Raw genomic sequence first — 23,733 nt, 5'->3', positions numbered from 1 at the left:
ATTGATTCGTGAAAATAAAAAATGAGACAAATAAAATGTAAATTACGTGATTTTCATTCCTTTCCTAATTTTGATTCAGATAGTAGTATTAAAGACTTTTGTGATTTGAAAGAAGAACCTATTAACATACACCAATGATTCAAGTTTCTGTCATATTGCCTATTTACAATGGTGCAAAAACGCTTTCAAATACCTTGGATAGTTTGCTGGCACAAACCTATAATGATTTTGAAGTTATTGCCTGTATTGATGGTACAACCGACGATTCTGAGTATATTTTAAAACAATATACCTTACAATTTAAAAGCCTCACTATTCTTAAGAATAAAAACAATAGAGGATTGGGGCCAACCATGAACCGTTTAATTTACCAAGCTAAAGGGGATTATATAGCTGTCGCTGAACAGGATGATTATTATTATCCTGAGCGATTACAATTACAAGTTGAATTGTTAAATAAAGACCAATCCATAGGATTAGTTTCAGGAATAGCTGAATTTATGAATGGCACACATGTAAATGGTCAATTTCCAGGTATTTTAGTTCATGGAAAACAATATCCTAAGGGAGTTGAGATGTTTATGTTGAACTATAAACACCATATAAAAGTTGTGAATAGCTGTATGATGTTTCGGAAAAGTGTTCATTTTGATAATGGGTTGTACTTTACACAACATTACCCTAGCATTAGTGTGGATTGGACCTATATTTTACGATTTTCACTTCTTTCTAACATTCATGGGCTAAATCAAGTACTAGTCGGTTTGGATCGTCGCCCTGAAAGAAATTCAGTGACGTCTAATAAAAAGAAACAATACAAAGCAACCAGAGAATTACTTCGATCGTTTGCCTATGAGTATCCAGAAATAATTAAGAAAGAAGATTATAACTATGCTTTGAGAAGTCAATATTTGCTAGAGATTAGCTCAAAATCTGGAATCTCTTATATTATGGTTTGGTTACTTCATTTTATTAATAACCCTCTTGAAAAGCGTTATATTGCTGACATTAAGAAAAGAATTTTGCAAAAGCTATAAATTTATTTTAACTGAGAATATGATGTTTTTAAAGCAATATGTTGTGGATTTGCTCAATAATTACCGTATAGGAAAACATATAAAATCTGATGAGTATTTTAAGAAAACCGCAGAATTATCTGTCCTTGAAAACTTAAAAACTCCAAGACGGACTTTCATCATAAACCATCTCATATCTTTTATAAACGCTCAAAATTATTTAGAAATAGGCGTGAGGAACCCCACGAAAAACTTTGACAGAATCCAGTGCAAAAACAAGTTTTCTGTAGATCCAGGGATTGAGTTTGAGGATAATCCTGTAGATTTTAAAATGACTTCGGATGTTTTTTTTGAAAACCTAAAGCGTGATAAATTGAGTATTAAATCTCATATTAAATTTGATGTGATTTTTATTGATGGGCTACATGTTTCGAATCAAGTTGAAAAGGATATATTGAATAGTCTTGAAATTTTAAATGAAAATGGTATCATAATTTTGCATGACTGCAATCCTCCTTCTGAATTTCACCAAAGAGAGCAATATGATTTCATGTATTCTCCTGCTAGGAATTTCTGGAATGGAACTACCTGGAAAGCATTTTACAAATTTAGACACCATAAGGATCTATTTTCAATTTGTTTTGATAGTGATTGGGGTGTGGGTTTGATCTCTAAAAAACAGTATCCCTTTTTTAATAACATTAAAGATGAAGTCCAAAATGGATTTTATGAGTTTTCAGTTTTAAATGAATTTAGAAAAGAACACTTAAATCTATTTTCTTTTGAGGATTGGGTAGAATTAAGGTGAAAATAAAAATAAACTATAGAGATCCAACTGTTGTTTTAGGAGATTAAATCATATCAATAGAAGTGTAATTTCAAAAATATAACTTTAGATTGATTACCATTGATATGTTTTCGCGTGTTAATTTCTGTGTTTTTAAACCCAAGGAGAACTTGATATTATTGATATTAGAACTTAAGTGTTTGTCAATTAACCTATATGATTGCATGATGTTTTATTATATTAGTCCCTAAATAGCACTATGACGATCACAACCCCAATTATACCTAGTAAGCTGCAGTTTGCTAAGAAACCAGAAACTAAGCACACGCTCAATTTAGAGGCTATTTGCATTTTCGTTGCTACAGGTTTTTTTATGGATGATGATAGCTATTGGCGTGATTTGGTGTGCTTAGCACCTGCTCATATGCATGAATTGGACGCCAATGGATATCTTATAAAAAGTACACCTACATTTCAATGGCATTACACTCCGAGAGATATAAGCTTTGAGACAGCACTAGAGGAATATATTGCTTTACTTACGAAGATAAGTAAGGAACAAGTGGGTAATTCGCGGGTTATATTACCTCTTTCTGGAGGGTTAGATAGCCGAAGTCAAGCTCTTATATTTAAAGATTTACCTAATACCGTGCAGGGTTTTAGTTATTCGTTTCAGAATGGGTTTGCCGAGCATCAGATAGCTGAAAAGATTGCCGCTGTTTGTAATTTTGATTTTCAGGCTTTTATCATTCCAAACGGCTACTTGTGGGATTCCATAATAGATATGTCGCAGCTACTCGATGGTTATTCAGAGTTCACACATCCACGACAAATGGCTATTTTGCCAGAATTGAAACAGATGGAAGGCGTTTTTTCATTAGGACATTGGGGGGATGTGTTTTTTGATAGAGGAGTGCCGGAAGGGATGCAAGAACTTGAGGTAATTCCTTTTTTATTAAAAAAGATGGTCAAACCCAAAGGTTTGAAACTCGCAGAAAAACTGTGGGAGCATTGGGAGCTTGAAGGCGATTTTAAGACTTATTTGAGAGCGCGTATTGGTTCAGGTTTAGACACTATCAAAATAAATGATTTAAGTGCCAAAGTTAGAGCGTTTAAAACCAGTCAGTGGGCTCATAGATGGACGACAACCAATTTGTGTATTTTTGAGGCGGCACATCCCATCACTATGCCCTTTTATGATGACCGTATGTGTGAGTTTATTTGTACCGTACCAGAAGCTTATTTAGCAGATAGGCGTATTCAAATTGCCCATTTAAAACAAGATACCGCCTTAGCAAATATCACTTGGCAAGAACAAAAGCCTTTTAACCTCAATAATTATCATTATAATAGGCCACCTTATAATTTGCCGTATCGTATTTTCAACAAGTTAAAGCGTGTAAAGCAAGGGTTTTTGGGAAACCCTTATATTCAACGCAATTGGGAATTGCAGTTTGTTGGTAATGATAATGCGAAGCAGTTAGAGCGATATTTGTTTGATAGACATTTTAATCAATGGATCCCAAATGATCTCATTAAGGGTTTTTATGAAGATTTTAAACATGGCGATGCTATTACAAGTTCACATGCTGTAAGTATGTTATTGACGTTGTCTTTGTGGCATCAACAGAATCATGTCAATTTTTAAGAGTCATCAATTTATGGCGATCAAACTAAAGCACTTTAATGTGGGAAATGCATTAAAGATATTAAACCGCATAGATGGGACATAAACGCATTAGAATTTTATATACCATTCCCAACTTTAATACGGCTGGGAGTGGGAAATCAGTTTATGATTTGGTGAAGGGTTTGGATAAAACCATTTTTGAACCTGAAATTTGTTGTTTTCATGATAAGGGGGCTTTTTACGAGGAGGTAGAAGCTTTAGGTGCCAAAATCCACATATTTCCTTTTACGACTGACTATAAACCACGATTAGGCTTTTTATCGCGGGTTTTAAGAATTCGCAATTTTTTTAAAACGCATCAATTTGATGTTATTCATTCTTGGCATTGGAGTTCGGATTTCACTGAACCTTTGGCTGCAAAATTAGCAGGAATCCCTTATGTATATACCAAAAAAGCTATGGGTTGGGGAAGTCGCAATTGGAAGTTGCGCTCAAAATTAAGCTCGAAAATTATTGTGGTTAATGAAGATATGATTACCGCCTATTTCTCCAGGATGTTACACAAAGTAGAAAAGTTTCCATTAGCTATCGATGTTAAGCGCTACAAGCCCATGTTACCTTCGGATACCTTGCAAAAGCAATTGGGGTTATTACCTGACGATTTCGTGATTATTTCGGTAGCTAACTTGGTTCAGGTAAAAGGCATTGAGACTTTAATAGAAGCTGTAAAAGGGCTGGAGAATCCAAAAGTGAAAGTCCTTATAGTTGGTGATGATTCTGGTAGCTATGCGCGAGATTTAAAATTTCGTTATGGGAATGAGAATCATATACAGTTTATAGGAAAACAATTGGATGTTAGACCTTATTTGGCCTTGTCAGATTTATTCGTGATACCAACGAAGGATGAGGGACGTCGGGAAGGGATTCCAAATGCACCATTAGAAGCCATGTCTATGGAGCGGATTGTTTTAGGGTCTGATATTTCAGGTGTTCGAGATATTTTGAAAGTGTTTCCAGATTTTATGTTTCAAGCAGATGGTATCTCAGAATTGGGAACAAAATTAAAAATGATAATCAATATGCCAGAGGCGGAACGGAACACTATAGAAAAACTAATGAGAGAACGGGTTGTAGATGTTTTTTCAATAGAAGACTTTATATGTCGACACCAAGTATTATATAAGGAACTAGTAACTGATAAATAATACATCTTCTTCCATACTTTTAATGAATGTTTGATTTCGAGAGCACTAAAATTGAAACTTTGAAAAAACCATTACGTATCGCTATCTATTCCGGAGAAATCCCAAGTACTACGTTTATTGAACGTCTTATTACAAGCGTTGCTGATACTGGAGCGGAGGTTATTCTTTTTGGAGCTCTACATAAGCAACCTAAATATAACCCTCGGGTTAAAGTTGTTGGGTACAGACCAACGCGATTCTCTAAGTTTTGGTGTTTATTTCGATTTACCGTGTTATTGACTTTATTTAAACGAGCAGAAAAAAAACGTTTAGAGACCTATTTAAAACAACAGCAAACTACCGATTTATACACCAAAGTGAAATATTATCCCGTGTTGTGGTATCAACCCGATGTGTTCCATATACAATGGGCAAAAGGACTGGACGATTGGATGTGGGTACAGGATTTTGGAATGAAATTGGTATTGAGTTTACGTGGGGCGCATATTAATTATTCGCCGATTGCCGATTCTAAGCTGGCAGGTATGTATCATAGAAACTTCCCTAAAGTGAATGGGTTTCATGCCGTGTCGGAAGCCATTGCTCTTGAAGCTGGTAAGTATGGTGCGAATAGGGCGGCTATTCGAGTTATAAAAAGTGGATTAAATTTGGAGGACTTCGCATTTAAACTCAAGGAGTTTGATTCAAACACGCCTTTAAATATTGTATCCGTAGGAAGAGACCATTGGAAAAAGAATTACCGCTCGGCTTTAGATGCCATGTTCATCCTAAAACAACAGGGGGTTCCATTCCAGTATCATATCATTGGAGTGGTAGAAAATGAAGCTTTGCTGTTTCAGCGTGCGCAATTAGGATTAGAAAAAGAGGTGAGTTTTATAGAGGCTATGCCTTTCAATAGGGTCAAGGAATTTATACAACAAGCGGATGTATTATTATTACCTAGTGTAGAGGAAGGGATTGCCAATGTAGTGTTAGAAGCTATGGCGTTAGGGACTTTAGTAGTTAGTACCGATTGTGGCGGGATGGCAGAAGTTGTTTTTCCAAACCAAACTGGGTTTTTAGTGCCGGTTCGGGATGCACAAGCTATGGCTATGGCTTTAGTTGAGGTGTCCCAATTGTCATTGGAAGATTATCGGGGAATTACTTTTAAGGCTCGGGAGTTTGTGGAGAGGAATCAGTCGGAGGAGACGATGGTGGCGGGGATGATGGAGGTTTATGAGAGGGTAGTGGGTAGGGGGAAGTAGTTTTCCTCCTTCGCTAAAGCTACGGCTGATAAATGAGGGATGAGGTTGTAGGTTCGAATATAGAGGATAGAAAATAGAGTTGAGAGGAGTGAGTAATGAATAACGAATAACGAATAACGAATGCTGAATAACGAATGATGAAGTTCAAGTTGAAGAACTCTTCTGCTTGCCTGTCCGGCAGGCAGGTCTTTAATTTCTTTTATGAAATCAAATCCAGCTTCTCTTTTTTTCGACAAGCTCAATGTAGAAGGGAAGGAATTTTTAGTATTGTTTTTAAATTAGATATTGCGTGAGTAAACGTTAAAAGAATTCTTTGCGAGGAGTGCAGCGACGTGGCAATCTCATGGAGTTAGAACATAATAACTTACAGATTGCCGCGGTCGTTCCTTCCTTGCAATGACGAAAACAAGGAAATATGACAAATCCTAAACAACATCCCCAGCGCATCGGGCTCGTGCTTTCTGTTGCACCGGGGTATTCCGAGACTTTTTTTAGGTCTAAAATAAAAGGTTTGATGGAGGCCGGGAATGCCGTGGTTTTGTTTTGTAGTGCGAATACTCAGAATTTTGATTTGTGTTCGGTGGTTTTGTTGCCTAAGCCCTCTAAAAACGTTTTCAAACAGATATTGAGGCTTATTTGGATTTATATTGGATTGGTGCCTTATTTAAAAACGGTATTGAGGTTTATACATTTGGAACGTAAGGATGGTCTAACCTGGCTTAATATCCTAAAGAGACTCTACACGCATGCACCAGTTTTTAAACATAATTTGGATTGGTTGCATTTTGGTTTTGGAACCTTGGCTTTGGGGTGTGAGAACCTGGCAGGAGCAAAAAATGCTAAAATGGCCGTAAGTTTTAGGGGCTTTGATATTGGTGTGTATCCTGTAAAACATCCCGATTGTTATGACAGACTTTGGAATAAGGTTTCTAAAATTCATGTGATTTCAGATGATATTACCGAATTGGTCTATAAAAATGGATTCAAAGATCAAGCACCCATAGTTAAAATTACTCCAGCTATTGACGCCCAATACTTCTCTGTATCCAATCAAAGCGTATTTGAAACCCCTATTCAAATAGTAACCGTCGCCAGATTGCATTGGAAAAAAGGCTTGGATTATACCATGGAGGCCTTGGCTTTATTAAAGCAAGCAGGTGTTTCTTTTGAATATCGGATCATCGGAACAGGGCCTGAAGAAGAGGCGTTGAAATTTGCTCGTTATCAGTTAGGGCTGGAAGCTGAGGTGTTTTTTTTAGGAAAACTTGAGCATGCCGATGTCAAGCAGCAATTAGAGAAATCTCATGTCTATATTCAGTACAGTGTGCAGGAAGGTTTTTGTAATGCTGTTTTGGAGGCGCAGGCTATGGGCTTATTATGTTTGGTGAGTGATGCGGAAGGGCTGTCGGAGAATGTGATACCTAATGTCACTGGTTTTGTGGTTCCTAAGAGAAAGCCTAGAGAATTAGCAAGCGCTATTGAAAAACTATTATATTTACCAAGCGGTCAAAAATCGAGCATGGCTGAAAATGCAGTAGAAAGAATAGGTCAAGATTTTAATCTCGTGAAACAGGGAGAAGAATTCGTGGATTTTTATTTAGAGAATAATCTTGATGATTTATAAAAGTTTTAGATTGAATGGGTCAATTGGAATAGTCAAATTCATGAAAAAAATATAATTAATCGTTGTGGTTTAGGGGGTTGTACGATTTAACGCCAGTGTGCCAAGTATATAATTGCTTTGACTTATTATAGTTAGACATAAAATGATGTAGATTACCACCGTTTTTCAAATCATAATTAAATAAAATATGCTTAAAAAAATATATTCAGGAGTTAGGGAAACGGTGAAGAAAATCGTAAAAACTAAACAAGAAAGAGGACATTCCCTTGTTGGAGCGCCTAATGTGTGGAAATATACACGCAAATTCCAATTCCAATTTCTGTTAGATCAAGGACTACAAAAAACGGATAAACTGATGGGTATTGGTTGCGGTACTTTAAGAGGCGGTATTCCCATGATTCAATATCTCAATACGGGTAATTATTATGGCATGGATGTAAGAGTTGGATTGCAAAGATGGCAGAAGTGAACTTAACGAAAGTAGATTAAACTATAAAAATCCTATCTTAATTTTATTCATTCATTTTGAGTTTGCTATTTTAAACTCACTTTTCAGGCGGGTATATGTTTAGGGTTTCCATCATTCGACTAATAACTTTACTTGGTGCCAATTGATTCTCAAAATATTCTTTAGCATTATTTTCAAGCTTATTGTGGAAATCTTTATCGCATATGATTTCCTTAATTTTTTTGTCCAAATCACTTATAGACCCATCACTAAATACTAAATGATATTTGTCAATTAAAGGTGTTGGTAGCAATCTTGAAAGATCTGTGGATATTATTGCCTTACCTAAAATTAAGTATTCTGCTAATTTCCATCCATGACAATCCCGAACAGCAGGAGTGTTAAAAGCAATCATTGAGGATTTCATTTTTTGTATGTACTCTTTCATAGGAATTCTGTTCTTGGTGGTAATATCAGAATAATCTTCCATGTCATTAAAAGATCTTGGTGCAAATCCACCTTCGAATCGAATATTTTTGTTTTGTTTGCAAGCCACAATGAAATTTGCTCGAAATCTATTTGTCATTAATTCTTTTTTCCATAAAGAACTCATAAAGAATATGTAGTCAGCTTGAGAATTCTTACTTTCATAATCGGATAATTTGGGTCTTATAAATTGACTTTTATAGTCAGAAAGAAATCTACGTTTATTCTTAATCCGAGATTTTGAATTATATAGATTGCTGAGAGCGTATCGAAAAGTATCTACTAAACTGAACAATTTTATTCCAAAGCTAGGACCAATCGGAATAACTTTATTTGAAGAAATTGCGCTAGAGTCCAGATTAACCTTTCCGTAAATATCACTCCATTGTAATGCCTTTTCATTTATTCGATTAACATCGGTGAAATCAATAATCATCTTGTACTGAATTAGATTGCATTCCAGTATAAATGCGAAAAAATGATTATTATGTTGGAATTGTTTAAAATTATGTGAAGAGAATTTAACGTTTTTTTTCCCGAATATTTCGTATAATCCCTGTATATAAAATGAGGAATATAGTATATCACAAGCAGGATCGATATACACTTTGAATTTGGAGGAATTGTATTGAATTAATTTCATGAACTTACTTTTGACTCATATTTATTTCGTTCAGATTTTTAAGATACTAATTCCTTCAAATCATGTTGTGTATTAATGTAACTATTTAAAACTTAATCGGAATGAGGGTGATAGATCTTATTTAAACATACTAACTATCAATTTCTCTTATAGTTATTAATTTTCAAATATATCAAATTTAGTATTTACACACTACTCAATCTAAAGAACTTCTTTTTTCCACTTCATAGGTGATTGAATTTTTTGAATTACTTTTATTTTTTCAGTTGATTATAAGCTTAAGGCCTCTAATTGCTATTAATATCTAAAAATGATTATAAAACAATATAGTACATCGTGAAAACTTTGAAACTTATCTCAATAGCAATCTTATCTCAAACCTTTATATGCTCATTTTTTACCATAGCAGGTTGTTCAATATATTAAAATTAAGAAAAATAAATATTTTAACTATGTATTTTATCTCTAGCGGATAGCATCTTTTTTAATTTTACTCCTTATAATTATCGCCGAGTTTTTTATCAAAATTTTTTTAAAAAATGCTTGCAAGATTGTCTAAACATCATGAATGAATGGATCGTATTGTCCAGTATTTGTTTAGACTAAAATACTAAAAAAGCTGTAAGTAATGAGTAAGTAAAATTATAATAAACATCTTAGAGTGGGAAAGTTTATCTACATTAGTCCACGATAAAAAACAAGTAGGTTGCTCATTGGAATTTATTACATATCGCTGGCCATGTGTAATTTGGGTGTTATATTTGATGTGAGTTATCTAATAAATCATCAATTTTAAAACTTTTTGAAAATCCTCATCCTATATACCTATAACAGTGGATTACTATCGCAATTCTATCAGGAGTTGTCTGAAAAGCTTTGTGCCGATGGTTTTGAGGTGGATAATTTTTATCTTAAAAACAAAAAAGCCTATTTCGAACAAAACGGGGTTGCTATTTATGGCGAGGAGCGTCGTGGGTTTGTCCATAATTATAAAGCTATTTATAAGATTATAAAACAAAGCAAGCCCGATGTGGTGGTTTCTAACTTCAGTTATATTAATCCCGCTATTCTTTTTGGTAAATTATTAGGTGTTAAACGCAATATTGCTTGGTTTCATACGGCTTTTGGGCATACAAAACCCAGCTTGTTAAAAGTATGGAATAAAACCATGTTTTTAAATATGGCAGATATGGTTTTGGCAAACTCAACGGTGTTGCAAAACGAAATGCATACGGTGTATAAAGTTTCCAAAGAAAAAATAAGACGCATTCCTTTTTGGACGAATATTGGTAATTATCGCTCTCATACTAATCAATTACAGATAACAAAGGATGAGGCGGTTATCAATATTGGCTGCCCGGGGCGTTTGGTCAGTGATAAAAACCATGCTTTGGTTATTGAGGCTGTATTTCAATTGAAACAAAGTCATGAGCAATCGGTTCGATTATATATTGCTGGCAATGGACCGTATAGAAAACAACTTGAAATATTGGTTCGAGATTTAAAGCTTGAACAAGAGGTTGTTTTTCTTGGGTTATTGGATGTTGAAAAGATGACTGCTTTTTATGAAGCCATGGATGTGGTGGTATTGCCTAGTTTTCATGAGGCTTTTGGTTTGGTGTTTATTGAAGCGATTGCTTTAGGGACACCTGTTTTGGTTTCTAATGCCTTTGGTGCTTTGGATTTTATTGACAGTGAGAAATTTCCGCTAGAAGACTTTAGTTTTAACCCACATGCTCGTCAAGAATTAATTGATAAATTAGAGCCCTATTTAAATAATGCTGGTAAAACTTCAGATTATTTTAAAACGATGTATGGAAAAACCTTTGAAAAAGAGGTCATTTATAATCAGGTCAAAACGGTTATTTTAAATCAAACAACACCTTAGCTTTTATGCCCTTCGCTTTTTTAACCTATTTACAGCCCACACACTATTTTCGATTGTTTACGAAAGCAGGGATAAGTGTATTTCCTAAAGTAGAGGTTTTACCAGAATTGGTTTTAGAACAATTACAGGTAGATTTAGGATATACCTCTGAATTGGCACGCGATTACGATTTGTCGTGGCAGGCTGTCCAAGCGGGTTATATTGGCAACGCAGATACCTACACTCATTTTGAACCCGTTCCTGTACGAGATAATTACCATTTTGTTCGGAAGCAGTTTCATCCAGCTTGGGTGTTTTATGTGTTGTTTGTTCGTTTAGTGACTTTTCATAATCCTATTAGAGAAATTAGGGGATGGTTGGAAACCTCGCCTATTCGTAGGCAAACTGAGAATGTAAAACCTATTTCGAATCCTAATTGGGAATCTTATCAATCAGCATTAATAACAAAAGAGCCTCTTGTCAGCGTTGTCATTCCCACCTTAAATCGCTATGACTACTTAAAAGATGTTTTAGAGGATTTCGAAAAACAGGATTATGCCCATATTGAAATTATAGTAGTCGACCAATCTGAACCATTTCAACCGGAGTTTTATAAAGATTTTGATTTGAATATTCGTGTGATCCGTCAGGAAGAAAAAGCTTTGTGGTTGGCGCGAAATACCGCTATTAAGGAAGCTAAAGGGGCATTGATTGCCCTTTCTGAAGACGATGTCCGCATTCAGCCTAATTGGTTATCCACACATTTAAAGTGCTTGGATTTTTTTGATGCCCAAGTTTCGGCGGGTGTATTTTATCCCGAAGGACAAAGCATCCCCACAGAGCGATCGTTTTTTGCCTTAGCATCGCAATTCGCAACGGGGAATGCGCTACTTTATAAATCTGTTTTTGAGCAGGTAGGCTTGTTTGATCGGCAATTTGAAAAACAACGTATGGGTGACGGGGAGTTTGGAGTCCGTGTTTATTTGGAAGGGATTCGCAGTGTTTCCAATCCGTTGGCGAGTTGTATTGATGTCAAAGCAGGCACTGGTGGTTTACGGGAAATGGGGAGTTGGGATGCGTTTAGGCCCTCCACATTTTTTGCGCCTAGACCGATTCCAAGCGTGTTGTATTATTTTAGAAAATATTATGGCAACCAAGCGGCACGTTGGGCATTATGGCGCACCATTCCGATATCGATTTTACCCTATCAGTTTAAAAAGAATAAGCCGATGTTGGTGCTTGGGGTGTTGTTGAGTATCTTGCTGGTGCCGGTGGTTTTGATTCAGGTATTTAAATCATGGCGATTGGCTAGTGAGAAGTTGAGTCAGGGAGAGATGATTGAGAGGCTGTGAGGGGTTGGTTTCTCGCTGAGGCGCGGAGACGCGGAGATGGGTTTGAATAACCCTTCCGTCTTTAAGCTCTTTTCTGAGCTTAAATTTACCTTCCCTTGAAAAAAGGGAAGGAGCTTTTGTGTTGGAATTAAATATAAATAGCGAATAAAGAATAACGAATGCTGAAGTGGAAAAAGCAGCTTATTAAGTGAAAACAAACAACAACGGCGTCATTGCGAGGAGTGCAGCGACGTGACAAATGCGGAGCATTCACGAAATCCATTTTATAAAAATAATAACGCGTGAGTAATCTCTCAGTTTGGGCGCCCCAATTTAAAGATTGCCACGTCGCTCCTGCGTCGCTTCTCGCAATGACAGCTAGGGATGCAATGACGGCGTGAGAAGCAATGACGCCAGTTTATAAAAAATATTAATATAGAATAAACAATAACCCACATTGAACAAACCAAAAATTCTCATAGTGACCTCCGAATTCCCGCCGCAACCTGGAGGGATAGGGAATCATGCGTATTATTTGGCTTTGTATTTGACTAAAAATGGCTACGCCGTTACAGTGATTGCTGATCAGCGGGATGTTGATAATACGGAAGAAATCGCTTTTGATGCGTTTTTGCCATTTGTGGTAAAACGGATTCAATTGAAAGGTGTTAGATTATTTATGTATTTGAATCGGATTGTAAAAACATTTGGAGGGTTGAAGCAAACGGATCATGTTATTGCCACTGGGAAATTCTCGCTTTGGAATGTGGCTTTCTGTTCATTATTTTATAAGCGAAATACAATGGCGGTGATTCATGGTTCCGAAGTGAATTTAAGAGTAGCTGTTTTGAAAAAACTGATTGATTTGTCCCTTAAACGTTTTGAGACTCTAGTGGCCGTATCAGGATATACCTCGCGATTGGTAGGGCATTTAGAACGCGATATTCAGGTCATTCCTAATGGTATTGATTTGAGCGAATGGCAGGTCAATACATCATCTGAAACAAAATTAAATGGGACGCCCGTATTAACAACAGTAGGTCGTGTGAGTTCGAGAAAAGGACAATTGGAGGTCATCAAACTATTACCTGAATTATTAAAAGTTTATCCCCATGCACACTATCATTGTGTCGGAATTCCGACCGAAGCCCCCGATTTTATAGCACAAGCTAAAGCGTTAGGTGTTGACAATCATGTGACCTTTCATGGGACAGTATCGGATGCAGACTTAAAATCGCTATTATTGGCTACGGACGTGTTTGTCATGTTAAGTGTTGAGAGTAGCACTGGAGATGTGGAAGGTTTTGGCATTGCGATTTTAGAAGCCAATGCCTTGGGGATTCCTGCAATTGGTTCCAAAGGTTGTGGGATTGCCGATGCGATTAAAGATGGCGTTTCAGGATTTTTGGTGGATGTCCAGGATGTGGCTGCTTTTGGCTCGAGCCTTAATACTTTATTAAACGAACAGGATAAATTTAAAGCTCAGGCGAAAGCATGGGCCGCCCAACACGATTGGAACCAAATTGTCAAACGGTATCTCCTACATTTGTCATGAGAAGCTTAACCATTATATCCCATACCGAACATTATATGTTGGCTGATGGCAGCATAGTGGGTTTGGGGTCGACAGTGACTGAAATCAATCATTTATTGGAAGTTTTTGATACGATCACCCATGTGGCGATGCTGCATGATACTGTAGCGCCTTCAAGTGCTTTGCCATATATATCAGAGAAGATTCGTTTTGTGGCTTTGCCTGCGGTAGGTGGTACAGCCTTAAGTGATAAAATGGCGATCGTATTTATGGCACCTAAAATTGTAATGACGATTCGCAAGGTTTTAAAAACATCCGATTATTTTCAGTTTAGAGCCCCAACGGGGATTGGTGTTTTTGTGATTCCTTATTTGATGCTGTTCAACTCAAAAAAGGGATGGTTTAAATATGCCGGGAATTGGAAACAAGAGGATGCGCCTTTGGCCTACAGATTCCAAAAGTGGCTTTTAGAAAAACAATCCCATCCCGTGACCATTAACGGGTTTTGGGAAAATCAACCAAAGCAGTGTTTTAGTTTTGAGAATCCTTGTTTGACTGATAATGAAATTAAAGCAGGGCAATCCATTATCGCCTCTAAAACGCTTCAATTTCCGTTAGAATTTTGTTTTGTGGGACGTATGGAAGCCGCGAAAGGAGTGGGTTTAATTATTGATGCCTTAGCAAGTTTAGATGCAGAATCACTTGATAAAATTGGAGTTATTCATTTAGTTGGCGAAGGAGGCAGGAAGGCAGACTACGAAAAGCAGGTTGAAGATAGGGCCTTGCCAATAGTTTTTCATGGGTATTTATCTAGGGATGAAGTCCATCAAATTTATAGGAGATCACATGCTGTTCTATTGCCTTCCGCATCTGAAGGATTTCCTAAAGTGATTGCAGAGGCCATGAATTATGGCTGTATTCCTATTGTGTCGGACATATCTTCTATAAGTCATTATATAAGCAATGCTGAAAATGGTTTTTTAATGACGGATCTAACAGCATCGTCATTAAAGACTTGTATTCTAGAATTATTGGCTTTGAAAGCACCTGCATACTCTCAAATGATAGCGACCTCTTCTGAATTTATTAACCAGTTTAGCTACGCTTACTATAATCAACGCCTATTGAAAGATATTTTATAAGGTGTCATTTTTTTAAAAAGCCCCCATGGTTTAAATAAAAATTGATATTTTTAAGGTGAACTAATTCTATGTCATTTAGTTAATGCTTCTTAAGAAACTACATTGGACTTTAAAGCGACATCCTTTTTTGTACATGACCCGATTTCGGTTATTGTCCAAGAACTCTAGTGAGACTGCTATTGCTTCCATTTCCTATAATATCCTTAATAAAAAAGAAGAAATTCCTCGTAATTTTTATGATATTAATACTGAGATTTTCCATAACGGAACCCCGGAGACAGATTTAGCTCTAATAAAACACCTCGTATCTTGGCTATATGAGCATACCAAAGTAGGTCCTGGTTTAAGTGAGCCCTCGGATAAGGCGCTTGAGATTATGCTCTATGGAAAGGGAGGTGTTTGTAGTGATATGGCACAAATATTTAATAATTTTTGTGTGATTAATGATATTCAGGTCAGAGAATGGGGAACGACGAGTGCACCGTTTAATCGTGCCAATGGCGGACATTCATTTAATGAGGTCTATATAACAGAATTGGGGAAATGGCTATTGATTGATCCATCATGGGGGGTGTTGTTTTATAATGAACAAGATGTGCCCTTATCAGTTGTTGAGTTGTATCAATTATCCCGATCAGGTCAAGCCGTACTCTATCGTTCTTTTATTGAGGATAAGGTTATAGATAAGGGACATGTGAATAAAAACTATTTGAATGTCGATATTACTCCTTTTTTAATTTGCAATTATCGGAATACTATTTATGATCGGTATTTAAAAGTGGCGAGACCTTATGTGCCCGTTTTTATGATCCATTTTTTTGTTTACCTCTCGGGCAAAAGCTATCATTATAAGTTTCCGATGGACGACTATAAAAAGATATTTTCTTAAGCTTTTCGTTCGCGTTTTTAGTGCCAAGGATTTAGCAATTATATAGTAACTTGCAACACATTTTAATTTAATATCTCAACTGTTTTAGTTTGAAAACTAATATTACTTACGCCAGTGCTGTTGGTTTCCATGTGGCTTTAGGGTTTTTAATATTTCTTAATCGGGATATTGCCAAGCTTTATTTTTTAATAGCCTTTTTATATTTCTTTTATCGGATCATTACTGTTCCAGGGAATAGGAAAACTATAGAAGTCCTGCAGGCCTGTGCTTATTTTGTTGGTGCTGAGGTGTTTTTTAGAGCCACCAAGGGTGCTATTACCTATGAGGCTGGAAAATATATGGTCATTCTTTTTATAGTGATGGGGATGTTTTATCAAGGCGTCTCTGGTAAAGGTTACCCGTATTTTATTTATCTGATGTTTTTGATTCCCTCTATTTTTATTGCCTCCACCACCCTTAGTTTTGATGCGAATTTTAGGACAAACATCGCTTTCGTGTTGAGTGGTCCAGTCTGTTTAGGTTTGTCGGCCTTGTTTTGTTATGACAAAAAAGTAACATTTAAACAGATGTCGCATATTTTATTATATATGTTACTTCCTATCATCGCACATACGACCTATATTTATTTTTATGCACCTGATTTGAGAGATGTCTTAACAAGTACGGCATCGAACCGTGCGGCCGCTGGTGGTTTTGGATCTAATCAAGTCTCAAGTGCCTTGGGATTAGGTATGTTCATCATTGGTGTTAGGATATTTATGAACTCTCCAACATTAGGTCTTAAGTTGTTAAATTCAGTGCTTTTGGTTATAATCTCCTATCGTGCTGTGGTAACCTTTAGCAGAGGAGGGGTGCTTACAGGTGTTATATGTATTGCTGCTTTTTTGGTCATGTATTATGTTCAAGCTAAACCAAGGGCTCGAACCCAAGTATTAGGGGTCTTTGTTTTGTTTGTAGGTGCGTTGGCATCGGCATGGATAATAAGTTCTAATCAATCAGGTGGGCTTTCCGAGAAACGTTATGCCAATCAAAATGCAGCAGGGATTGAAAAGGAAGATATTACTACAGGGCGCACCGAGTTATTTATAAATGAGATAGAGGGGTTTGTTGATAGTCCTTTTTGGGGCATAGGATCCAGTCGTGCTAAAGATCAGCGTATTGAAGATGATGGTCATGGGGTAACCTCCCATAATGAAATTAGTCGCACCTTGGCAGAGCATGGGATTTTTGGAGTAATGATTTTGGTCATCCTTATATTCAAACCTCTAAATATGAGAGCTAATAATAGACAGAATTATTATTTTTATGCGCTTTTGGCTTTTTGGTTTGTTACAATTAACCATTCCTCCATGCGCATTGCCGCACCCGCTTTTATATATGGATTAGCCTTATTAAATGTCAGAAATGAAAAACCTGCTTTACATCGGAAACCATCTCCAAAACTCGCAGAGTAACGCCACTTACAGTGCTGTGTTGGGGCCTTTGTTGGAACAAAGTGGCTATGCCGTGCGTTATACTTCCAACAAAACCAATAAAGTATTTCGGTTATTGGAGATGTTATGGACAACGTTTAGAACTCATAAAAAAACGGATCTTGTGTTGATTGACACCTACAGTACCCAGAACTTTTATTATGCCGTTTTGGTCAGTTGGTTATGTAGGCTGTTGAAGTTGCGGTATGTGCCGATTCTTCATGGTGGCAATTTGCCAAACCGTTTAAGGAATTCTCCGAAACTGTCCAAAAGGCTTTTTAAAAATGCTTATGCGAATGTCTCTCCGTCTTTATACTTAAAGACTATTTATGAGGAATTTGGTTACGAGAATGTCGTTTATATTCCGAACACGATTATTATAGATAATTATCCATTCCACAAAAAAAACTTTGACACCCCCAAGCTTTTATGGGTGCGTTCCTTTTCTGAAATTTATAATCCATCTTTAGCCGTTGAAGTTTTGCATGAGTTGAAGCAACGCGGTTATGATGCCGTCTTGAGTATGGTTGGCCCAGATGCCAATGGCAGTTTATCTAAAGTTAAAGCCTTGGCTGATCATTTGAATGTATCTGTGACGTTTACTGGGAAACTTACTAAAGCAGCCTGGGTTGAGCTTTCTAAAGATTATAATGTGTTTATCAATACCACCAATTTTGACAATATGCCAGTCAGTGTTATTGAAGCTATGGCGCTGGGGATTCCTGTGGTGTCTACGAATGTTGGCGGAATGCCGTATTTGATAGAACATACTGTTGATGGAGTTTTGGTGGCTCCCAATGATAAGAAGGCGATGGTGGATGCTGTGGAGGGGCTTTTTGGGGATGTGTTGCGAACTGAGGGGATGGTCGTTGAAGCTCGGGGGAAGGTGGAAGGGTTTGATTGGGAGATGGTGCGAGGGCTTTGGGAGGAGGTATTGAATGATGATTGATGATTAACGATTAACTATTGATGATTGTTGATTGGTGATTTTTGAAGTTTGAATTGAAGTTAAGGATGTAGCTTTTTTAAATAAAAACGTACAACAAAATGTGGTCATTGCGAGGACGTAGGACGAAGCAATCTCGTGAAATTACGATATAAACTTACAGATTACTCACGTATTTCTATTTTTAAATAAGGGTGTTTGTGAATGCTTCGTATTTGCCGAGGTCGATAACTTCCTTATGTACATTTATGAAACTTCGTTTCCTTACATGAAGCCCTCGCAGTGATGAACACAATAATAATAATAATAAGTCCTATGAAACCTGGTTTTATCTACATACTCACCAACAAAAACCACACTACATTATATGTCGGTGTAACATCGGCTATTGTGATTCGTGTAAAACAACACAAAGAAAAGTGCCATACAAAATCCTTTACTGCGAGATATAATTTGGATAAGCTGGTATATTACGAAGCTTTTCAAATGATAGGGGATGCAATCGGCAGAGAAAAGCAATTAAAAGCGGGAAGTAGAGCAAAGAAAGTGGCATTGATTATAAGCATAAATCCCGAATGGTTTGATTTGTATGAGGAGGTTAAGGAAATGTTTAGACATTGCGAGGAAGAATAACGTCAGCCAGTCAGGCAACCTCACGAAATTAAGAGTACAGTGTCAAATTAGGATATAATAACTTAGAGATTGCCGCGGTCGTACCTCCCTCGCAATGACGCTCAAACTTGAAACTTTAAACCTGAAACATTTAATCCGTTGGTGTTCACTATAAAAACCAATTAAAACTTGTACAATAGTGAAGACTTAGTATCTTCGCTTTAAGAATATTTTAACACATGTCAAAAAACGGAATCCATTTTCAAGTTTCAGAGCGTAAATTACTGCTCCGAGCAATGGATATGACCATGGTTGTTTTTGGTTTGTATGTTCTGGGACTCTTTTTTGAATATGCTTATTTAGAGATTAGTTGGGAGAATAACGTTGCAATCGCTGTTCTTTTGCTTTATTTAAGTGTTTTTGGGACTGTTTTTGAAGCTTATGATTTACAGAAGTCGAGTCAACTTGATGTGACGTTCAGAACCATTGTGCTTGCAGTCTCCACAAGTTTAATATTCTATTTTTTGACGCCCGTATTGACGCCTTTTTTACCTGAAAAACGTCTTCAGATTGTCTATTTCTATGTCACGATCATCGTTTTTATATTTTTATGGCGCTTGGCTTATACCACTTTAATTGCATCGCCCCGGTTTTATAAAAATGTTTTATTGGTTGGGGAGATCGATTACGTGGAAAACTTCATCAATACACTTAGTCAATCAGATCCCCACTACAAAATTGTTGGATTTATCAATTGCGAACTGCCAAAAGAAGATCCTGTCAAATTGAAGGCTATTAAAGAATTTGACGCACACGAATTGCTGCAGATTATTAAGGAGCAAAAGATTTCAGAAGTAGTCGTGGCCAGTTATGACTCAGATACCATTACTGCGGAGATTTATACGGACTTAATGACGCTCTTGGAACGTGGATTTACCATTAGGGAATATACCCAGGTTTATGAAGAGATTACGCATCGTGTTCCTATTCATTTTATAGGGAAAGATTTTTATAAATATTTTCCTTTTAGCCGAAGCAATCAAAATACCTTGTACCTGTTTTTCCATAGATTATTTGATATTGGCTTTTCAATCGTTGGTATTATTTGCGGGACTTTGATTTTACCATTTATATTGATAGGCAATCTTTTGGGGAATAGAGGACCTTTATTTTATAGACAGGAACGGGTGGGGAAAAACGGAAAAGTATTTAAGATTGTCAAGTTGCGAAGCATGATCATCAATGCCGAAACCAATGGGGCTAAATGGGCGCAAGTGGATGATGTTAGGATTACCAAGTTTGGAAAGTTTTTACGCAGAAGTAGAATTGACGAAATCCCTCAGTTTTTAAATATCATCAAAGGTGAAATGAGCGTGATTGGACCACGTCCTGAACGACCATTTTTTGTAAATGAATTGTCTCAGGTTATTCCTTTTTATGAAACCCGACATATCGTAAAACCAGGACTAACGGGATGGGCGCAAGTGAAAACCCGCTATGGTGCTTCGGTTGATGAGAGTCTTATTAAGTTGCAGTATGATTTATTTTATATCAAACACAGGAGCGTTTTTCTCGATTTGAATATTATGGTAAAGACCTTGAGTACGGTTTTGTATTATAGAGGACAGTGAGTTGATTGGAGATGGATGATTTTTGATTTACGATTTACGATTTACGATTTACGATTTACGATTTTTGAAGTTGAAATTGAAAAGGCTGGGCTTGTCATACGAGTAAAACAAACAACAACATGGGGTCATTGCGAGGACGGAGGACGACGCAATCTTATGGAAGCTTGGGTAGTTTTATTGAACGTATTGCTTCACTGTATTTGAATACTGAATACTGAATATCGAATATTGAATACTGAATAATGAAGTTTTAAATATGGCTAGGGGAGTGTTTGATTAACGATTGATGATTAACGATTTTTGATTTTTGAAGTTCAATATCAACTTAATCCCTCATGCTTCAAATCTCTGATTATTTACAGATATTGGAGTATTTCGAATACCGATTACATAATCCCTCAGACCTCAGACCTCAGACCTCATTCCTCATTCCTCATTCCTCAGACCTGATGCCTGACTCACCTCAAACTCTGGGCTTCCTAAACATGGTAATCAAGAACACAAATAGTGCAATAAAAATCGCTATCCGCGCTATATAATCACCTGCTCTTGTGTAAAATGTTATTTTGTCATTAGCGGTCACTGTTCCTGATAAAGCCCCTTGAGTACCATAGGCTAGTGATGATGAGATTTCTCCTTTGGCATTGATCAGTGCGGAGATTCCTGTATTTGCACTTCTCACAATGTCTCGACGTGTTTCTATCGCTCGTAAGCGTGCATAGCTTAAATGTTGTTTATGGCCTTGGGTTTCGCCCCACCACGCGTCATTAGTGATGATGGCTAAAACGCTGGCGCCATTTCGGATGTAGCCGGTGACGAATTCGCCATAAACCGATTCGTAGCAAATGATGGGGGCCACTTTTAAGTTAGGATTGTTTGTATCAAAAACACTGCGTTCTTCCTGTGTGGTTTTCATGGCCAAGGTGCCACCCAGATCAATCATAAAATCGCCAATCAGAGGTTTTAAAATGCTTTGATATGGGAGTGTTTCCACCCCAACCACTAATTTAGATTTGTGATACAATTGGATACTATCGTTCGTTTTTAGCAACATGGCAGAATTGTAGTCGTCATACCAAAAACCGTTTTTATGGAAATTGGATTGCTTTTTCACCAGTGATTCGTCAATAATAAAATTGACAAAAGAAATTCCGGTTAGGATGCTGATATTTGGGTGTTCAGAAATATAAACATCCAATTTTCTTTTAAAATAAGCCTCTTCCAGCTGATTGATTTTAACATTGTCGGCAAAGACTGTTTCGGGAGCGACGACAAGATCGGTTTGTGGAGTGATTTTGGTGTCGGTCAACTTCAATAATAAGTCGGCGATATCTTCATTAGGCACGTTGTATTTTTCAGAATACGGATCAATATTTGGCTGCAAAGCAATCACATTCATTTGTTCGCCTTCCATCTTATAAGTGTAATAGATTGCCAAGGAGATTAAAATCGGTAAAACGATCACAATCAAAATAACAATGCCATTGGTTTTAATGCTTTTTATAGAGTTTTGAACTTGATATTTCAGAACCAGTTTATACACCAAAATATTCACGAGCCATACCCATAGCGTGCCGCCAAAAGTTCCTGTGTATTCATACCATTGGATCCAAGTGAAATATTCGGAAAAGCCATTTCCTAAATTTAGCCAAGGCCATGAAAAATCCCATCCTAAATGTAGTTTTTCAAAAGCCATCCATAAACACATCAAAAACACGAGACTGATGTTGATTGTGGCGCGTTTGGCAATGCTGTGATAGATGACCATTAACAATGCCATGAGCATGGAGTTTACCAAAATGGCGAAACTGGCCCCAAATACATCCGCATATTGCAGCCAATTGGTGGTTATAAAGTTCCAAATAACAAAAGAGAGATAGCTGTACCCGAAAATCGACCATTTCTTCCATTCAACATCAGAAGTCCTGATATTTCGTTCCACTAATAAAAGCGGTACAAATCCAATGAATAAGAAGACTGGAAATCCGTAGGTTGGCCAACCAAAGGCTAAAAGTAATCCTGAAAATAGGGCTAAAAGGAAGTGTTTCATTGTGGAAATTTACAAACTAAATATGACATCATTGAAGCTGGCTATCTAAAAACACTAAAATCTAATTTTATAGAAAACACGTTGGAGTAGAGGGCGGCACTTTGATCGCCAATATCCGTAAAGGCATAATCGATGGCAATGCCTCGGTATTTAAAACCGACGCCAAAATTAGGCTGAAAAGTCAAGTTTTCCGAATGGTCCAATTGCAGTTCATTTTGAAAATTACCGACACCTGCTCTTAAAAAAACCAGATCGGTATAGCCAAATTCAAATCCTAGAGACGGTGTAATACTGGCGATTGAAGATGAGATGACATCATTGTTTTGTTCAAAACGCACATTAAGATCTAAAGCAGTGACCAATGAATAATCATAGTGGAACACAAATTTTTTAGACATTCCCAATTGGAGTTTAGGAATGGTAAGCTCTGTTGATTCTGGTACTTCCTGATTTTGACCTTCAACGGCATCTTTTATAGTGGCGAGTTTATCTTTATCAAAAGTCCAGGCATTGAAAGTCGTGGTAATATCTCTGGCCATTATTCCGAATTTCCAATTGTTCTGTGATTGGAATTGAATGCCTAAATCGAGACCAAATCCCCATGAAGAAGCGAAATCCCCAATAATCCGACGGATTACTTTTGCATTGACGCCATAGCTAAAACCATCCAACGGGATTTTTCGTGCGTAGGAAAATGTCAAACCATAATCGGCAGCCGAAAAGAGACGAATACGGTCGTAGTTAATATTGCCCTGGGCATCGATTAATTGTGTGGTGTCTAAAATGTCGTCTACGCCAAAACGGATCAACGAAATTCCAACGGCGCTTCTATCATCCAAAGGCATGGCGAACGCAGCATAGTTGTAATTAGCAATATTTGCGAAATAACTGGAGTGCATGAGGGCCATTTGATTGTCTTCGAGCCCTACCAAACCCGCAGGATTCCAATAGCCAGAATTCACATCGGAAGTCTGCGATACCACAGCATTGCTCATTCCCAAGGCAGCGGCATCAACCCCAATATTCATAAACTCATTGGAGTATTTGCGGGTAGATTGACCATAAGTCAATATAGTAAGTAGAAAGAACGCAATAAAAGTAGTCGTTTTCAATCGCAGAATTTTTACAAAGATGCACAATATATTTTATTTTATTGAACTTGAATTTGTGGTAGAT

At 37.0% G+C, this 23,733-nt stretch carries 20 protein-coding genes; 17 read left to right on the top strand and 3 right to left on the bottom strand.

All coding sequences use genetic code 11. The features are described from left to right. The first annotated feature begins 134 nt into the window (after nt 1-134). The 7 genes from ACOH2D_RS06765 to ACOH2D_RS06735 all read left to right on the top strand — a co-directional run bounded on the left by ACOH2D_RS06765 (nt 135) and on the right by ACOH2D_RS06735 (nt 7,975). Complete coding sequence (locus tag ACOH2D_RS06765) at nt 135-1,037, top strand: glycosyltransferase family 2 protein (protein ID WP_449534784.1); 903 nt, start codon at nt 135-137, stop codon at nt 1,035-1,037. A gap of 19 nt (nt 1,038-1,056) precedes the next feature. Next, nucleotides 1,057-1,824: a class I SAM-dependent methyltransferase gene (locus ACOH2D_RS06760; protein WP_449534783.1), complete on the top strand. Its 768-nt coding sequence runs from the start codon at nt 1,057-1,059 to the stop codon at nt 1,822-1,824. Between the two features lie 238 nt (nt 1,825-2,062). Beyond that, nucleotides 2,063-3,451 carry an asparagine synthase-related protein gene (locus tag ACOH2D_RS06755; RefSeq protein ID WP_449534782.1) on the top strand — a complete coding sequence of 463 codons (1,389 nt, stop codon included), beginning with the start codon at nt 2,063-2,065 and terminating at the stop codon, nt 3,449-3,451. A 74-nt stretch (nt 3,452-3,525) separates the two neighbouring features. Further along, nucleotides 3,526-4,638, top strand: a complete 1,113-nt coding sequence (locus tag ACOH2D_RS06750; protein ID WP_449534781.1) for a glycosyltransferase — start codon at nt 3,526-3,528, stop codon at nt 4,636-4,638. A 59-nt stretch (nt 4,639-4,697) separates the two neighbouring features. Further along, nucleotides 4,698-5,882 carry a glycosyltransferase family 4 protein gene (locus ACOH2D_RS06745; protein WP_449534780.1) on the top strand — a complete coding sequence of 395 codons (1,185 nt, stop codon included), beginning with the start codon at nt 4,698-4,700 and terminating at the stop codon, nt 5,880-5,882. A gap of 415 nt (nt 5,883-6,297) precedes the next feature. Then, a complete protein-coding gene (locus ACOH2D_RS06740; protein WP_449534779.1) occupies nt 6,298-7,506 on the top strand; it encodes a glycosyltransferase family 4 protein in 1,209 nt (402 codons plus the stop codon). Nucleotides 7,507-7,693: 187 nt separating this feature from the next. Continuing rightward, complete coding sequence (locus tag ACOH2D_RS06735) at nt 7,694-7,975, top strand: hypothetical protein (RefSeq protein WP_449534778.1); 282 nt, start codon at nt 7,694-7,696, stop codon at nt 7,973-7,975. A 76-nt stretch (nt 7,976-8,051) separates the two neighbouring features. Here ACOH2D_RS06735 and ACOH2D_RS06730 read toward each other — a convergent pair whose 3' ends face one another. Beyond that, nucleotides 8,052-8,876: a glycosyltransferase gene (locus ACOH2D_RS06730; protein ID WP_449534777.1), complete on the bottom strand. Its 825-nt coding sequence runs from the start codon at nt 8,874-8,876 to the stop codon at nt 8,052-8,054. Nucleotides 8,877-9,885: 1,009 nt separating this feature from the next. On the opposite strand from ACOH2D_RS06730, the gene ACOH2D_RS06725 reads away from it, so the two are divergent. From ACOH2D_RS06725 to ACOH2D_RS06680, 10 genes are all read left to right on the top strand, one after another. Then, complete coding sequence (locus ACOH2D_RS06725) at nt 9,886-10,971, top strand: glycosyltransferase family 4 protein (RefSeq protein ID WP_449534776.1); 1,086 nt, start codon at nt 9,886-9,888, stop codon at nt 10,969-10,971. Nucleotides 10,972-10,976: 5 nt separating this feature from the next. Then, complete coding sequence (locus tag ACOH2D_RS06720) at nt 10,977-12,302, top strand: glycosyltransferase family 2 protein (RefSeq protein ID WP_449534775.1); 1,326 nt, start codon at nt 10,977-10,979, stop codon at nt 12,300-12,302. A gap of 436 nt (nt 12,303-12,738) precedes the next feature. Next, on the top strand, nt 12,739-13,836 hold the full coding sequence (locus ACOH2D_RS06715) for a glycosyltransferase family 4 protein (protein ID WP_449534774.1): 1,098 nt from the start codon (nt 12,739-12,741) through the stop codon (nt 13,834-13,836). Then, nucleotides 13,833-14,957: a glycosyltransferase gene (locus ACOH2D_RS06710; RefSeq protein ID WP_449534773.1), complete on the top strand. Its 1,125-nt coding sequence runs from the start codon at nt 13,833-13,835 to the stop codon at nt 14,955-14,957. Before ACOH2D_RS06715 ends, ACOH2D_RS06710 begins: the two co-directional genes overlap by 4 nt. A gap of 133 nt (nt 14,958-15,090) precedes the next feature. Continuing rightward, entirely contained in the window at nt 15,091-15,846 is a 756-nt protein-coding gene (locus tag ACOH2D_RS06705) for a transglutaminase-like domain-containing protein (protein WP_449534772.1), read from the top strand. A gap of 89 nt (nt 15,847-15,935) precedes the next feature. Continuing rightward, nucleotides 15,936-17,300: an O-antigen ligase family protein gene (locus tag ACOH2D_RS06700; protein ID WP_449534771.1), complete on the top strand. Its 1,365-nt coding sequence runs from the start codon at nt 15,936-15,938 to the stop codon at nt 17,298-17,300. Continuing rightward, nucleotides 17,251-18,267 (top strand): glycosyltransferase family 4 protein, encoded by a 1,017-nt coding sequence (locus tag ACOH2D_RS06695; RefSeq protein WP_449534770.1) that lies wholly within the window; start codon nt 17,251-17,253, stop codon nt 18,265-18,267. Before ACOH2D_RS06700 ends, ACOH2D_RS06695 begins: the two co-directional genes overlap by 50 nt. Before the next feature lie 282 nt (nt 18,268-18,549). Next, the gene (locus ACOH2D_RS06690; RefSeq protein ID WP_449534769.1) at nt 18,550-18,897 is read left to right on the top strand and encodes a GIY-YIG nuclease family protein; all 348 of its coding nucleotides are present in this window, start codon (nt 18,550-18,552) and stop codon (nt 18,895-18,897) included. Nucleotides 18,898-19,115: 218 nt separating this feature from the next. Further along, entirely contained in the window at nt 19,116-20,507 is a 1,392-nt protein-coding gene (locus tag ACOH2D_RS06685; protein ID WP_348062826.1) for a sugar transferase, read from the top strand. A 15-nt stretch (nt 20,508-20,522) separates the two neighbouring features. Beyond that, a complete protein-coding gene (locus tag ACOH2D_RS06680; RefSeq protein WP_449534768.1) occupies nt 20,523-20,711 on the top strand; it encodes a hypothetical protein in 189 nt (62 codons plus the stop codon). Between the two features lie 259 nt (nt 20,712-20,970). Here ACOH2D_RS06680 and lnt read toward each other — a convergent pair whose 3' ends face one another. Both lnt and ACOH2D_RS06670 read right to left on the bottom strand, forming a co-directional pair. After that, on the bottom strand, nt 20,971-22,557 hold the full coding sequence (gene lnt / locus ACOH2D_RS06675; RefSeq protein WP_449534767.1) for an apolipoprotein N-acyltransferase: 1,587 nt from the start codon (nt 22,555-22,557) through the stop codon (nt 20,971-20,973). A gap of 41 nt (nt 22,558-22,598) precedes the next feature. Next, complete coding sequence (locus ACOH2D_RS06670) at nt 22,599-23,669, bottom strand: putative type IX sorting system protein PorV2 (protein WP_449534766.1); 1,071 nt, start codon at nt 23,667-23,669, stop codon at nt 22,599-22,601. Between the last annotated feature and the right edge of the window lie 64 nt (nt 23,670-23,733).

Source organism: Gelidibacter sp., assembly GCF_053579655.1.
This window is presented reverse-complemented; position numbering and strand designations above follow the sequence as displayed.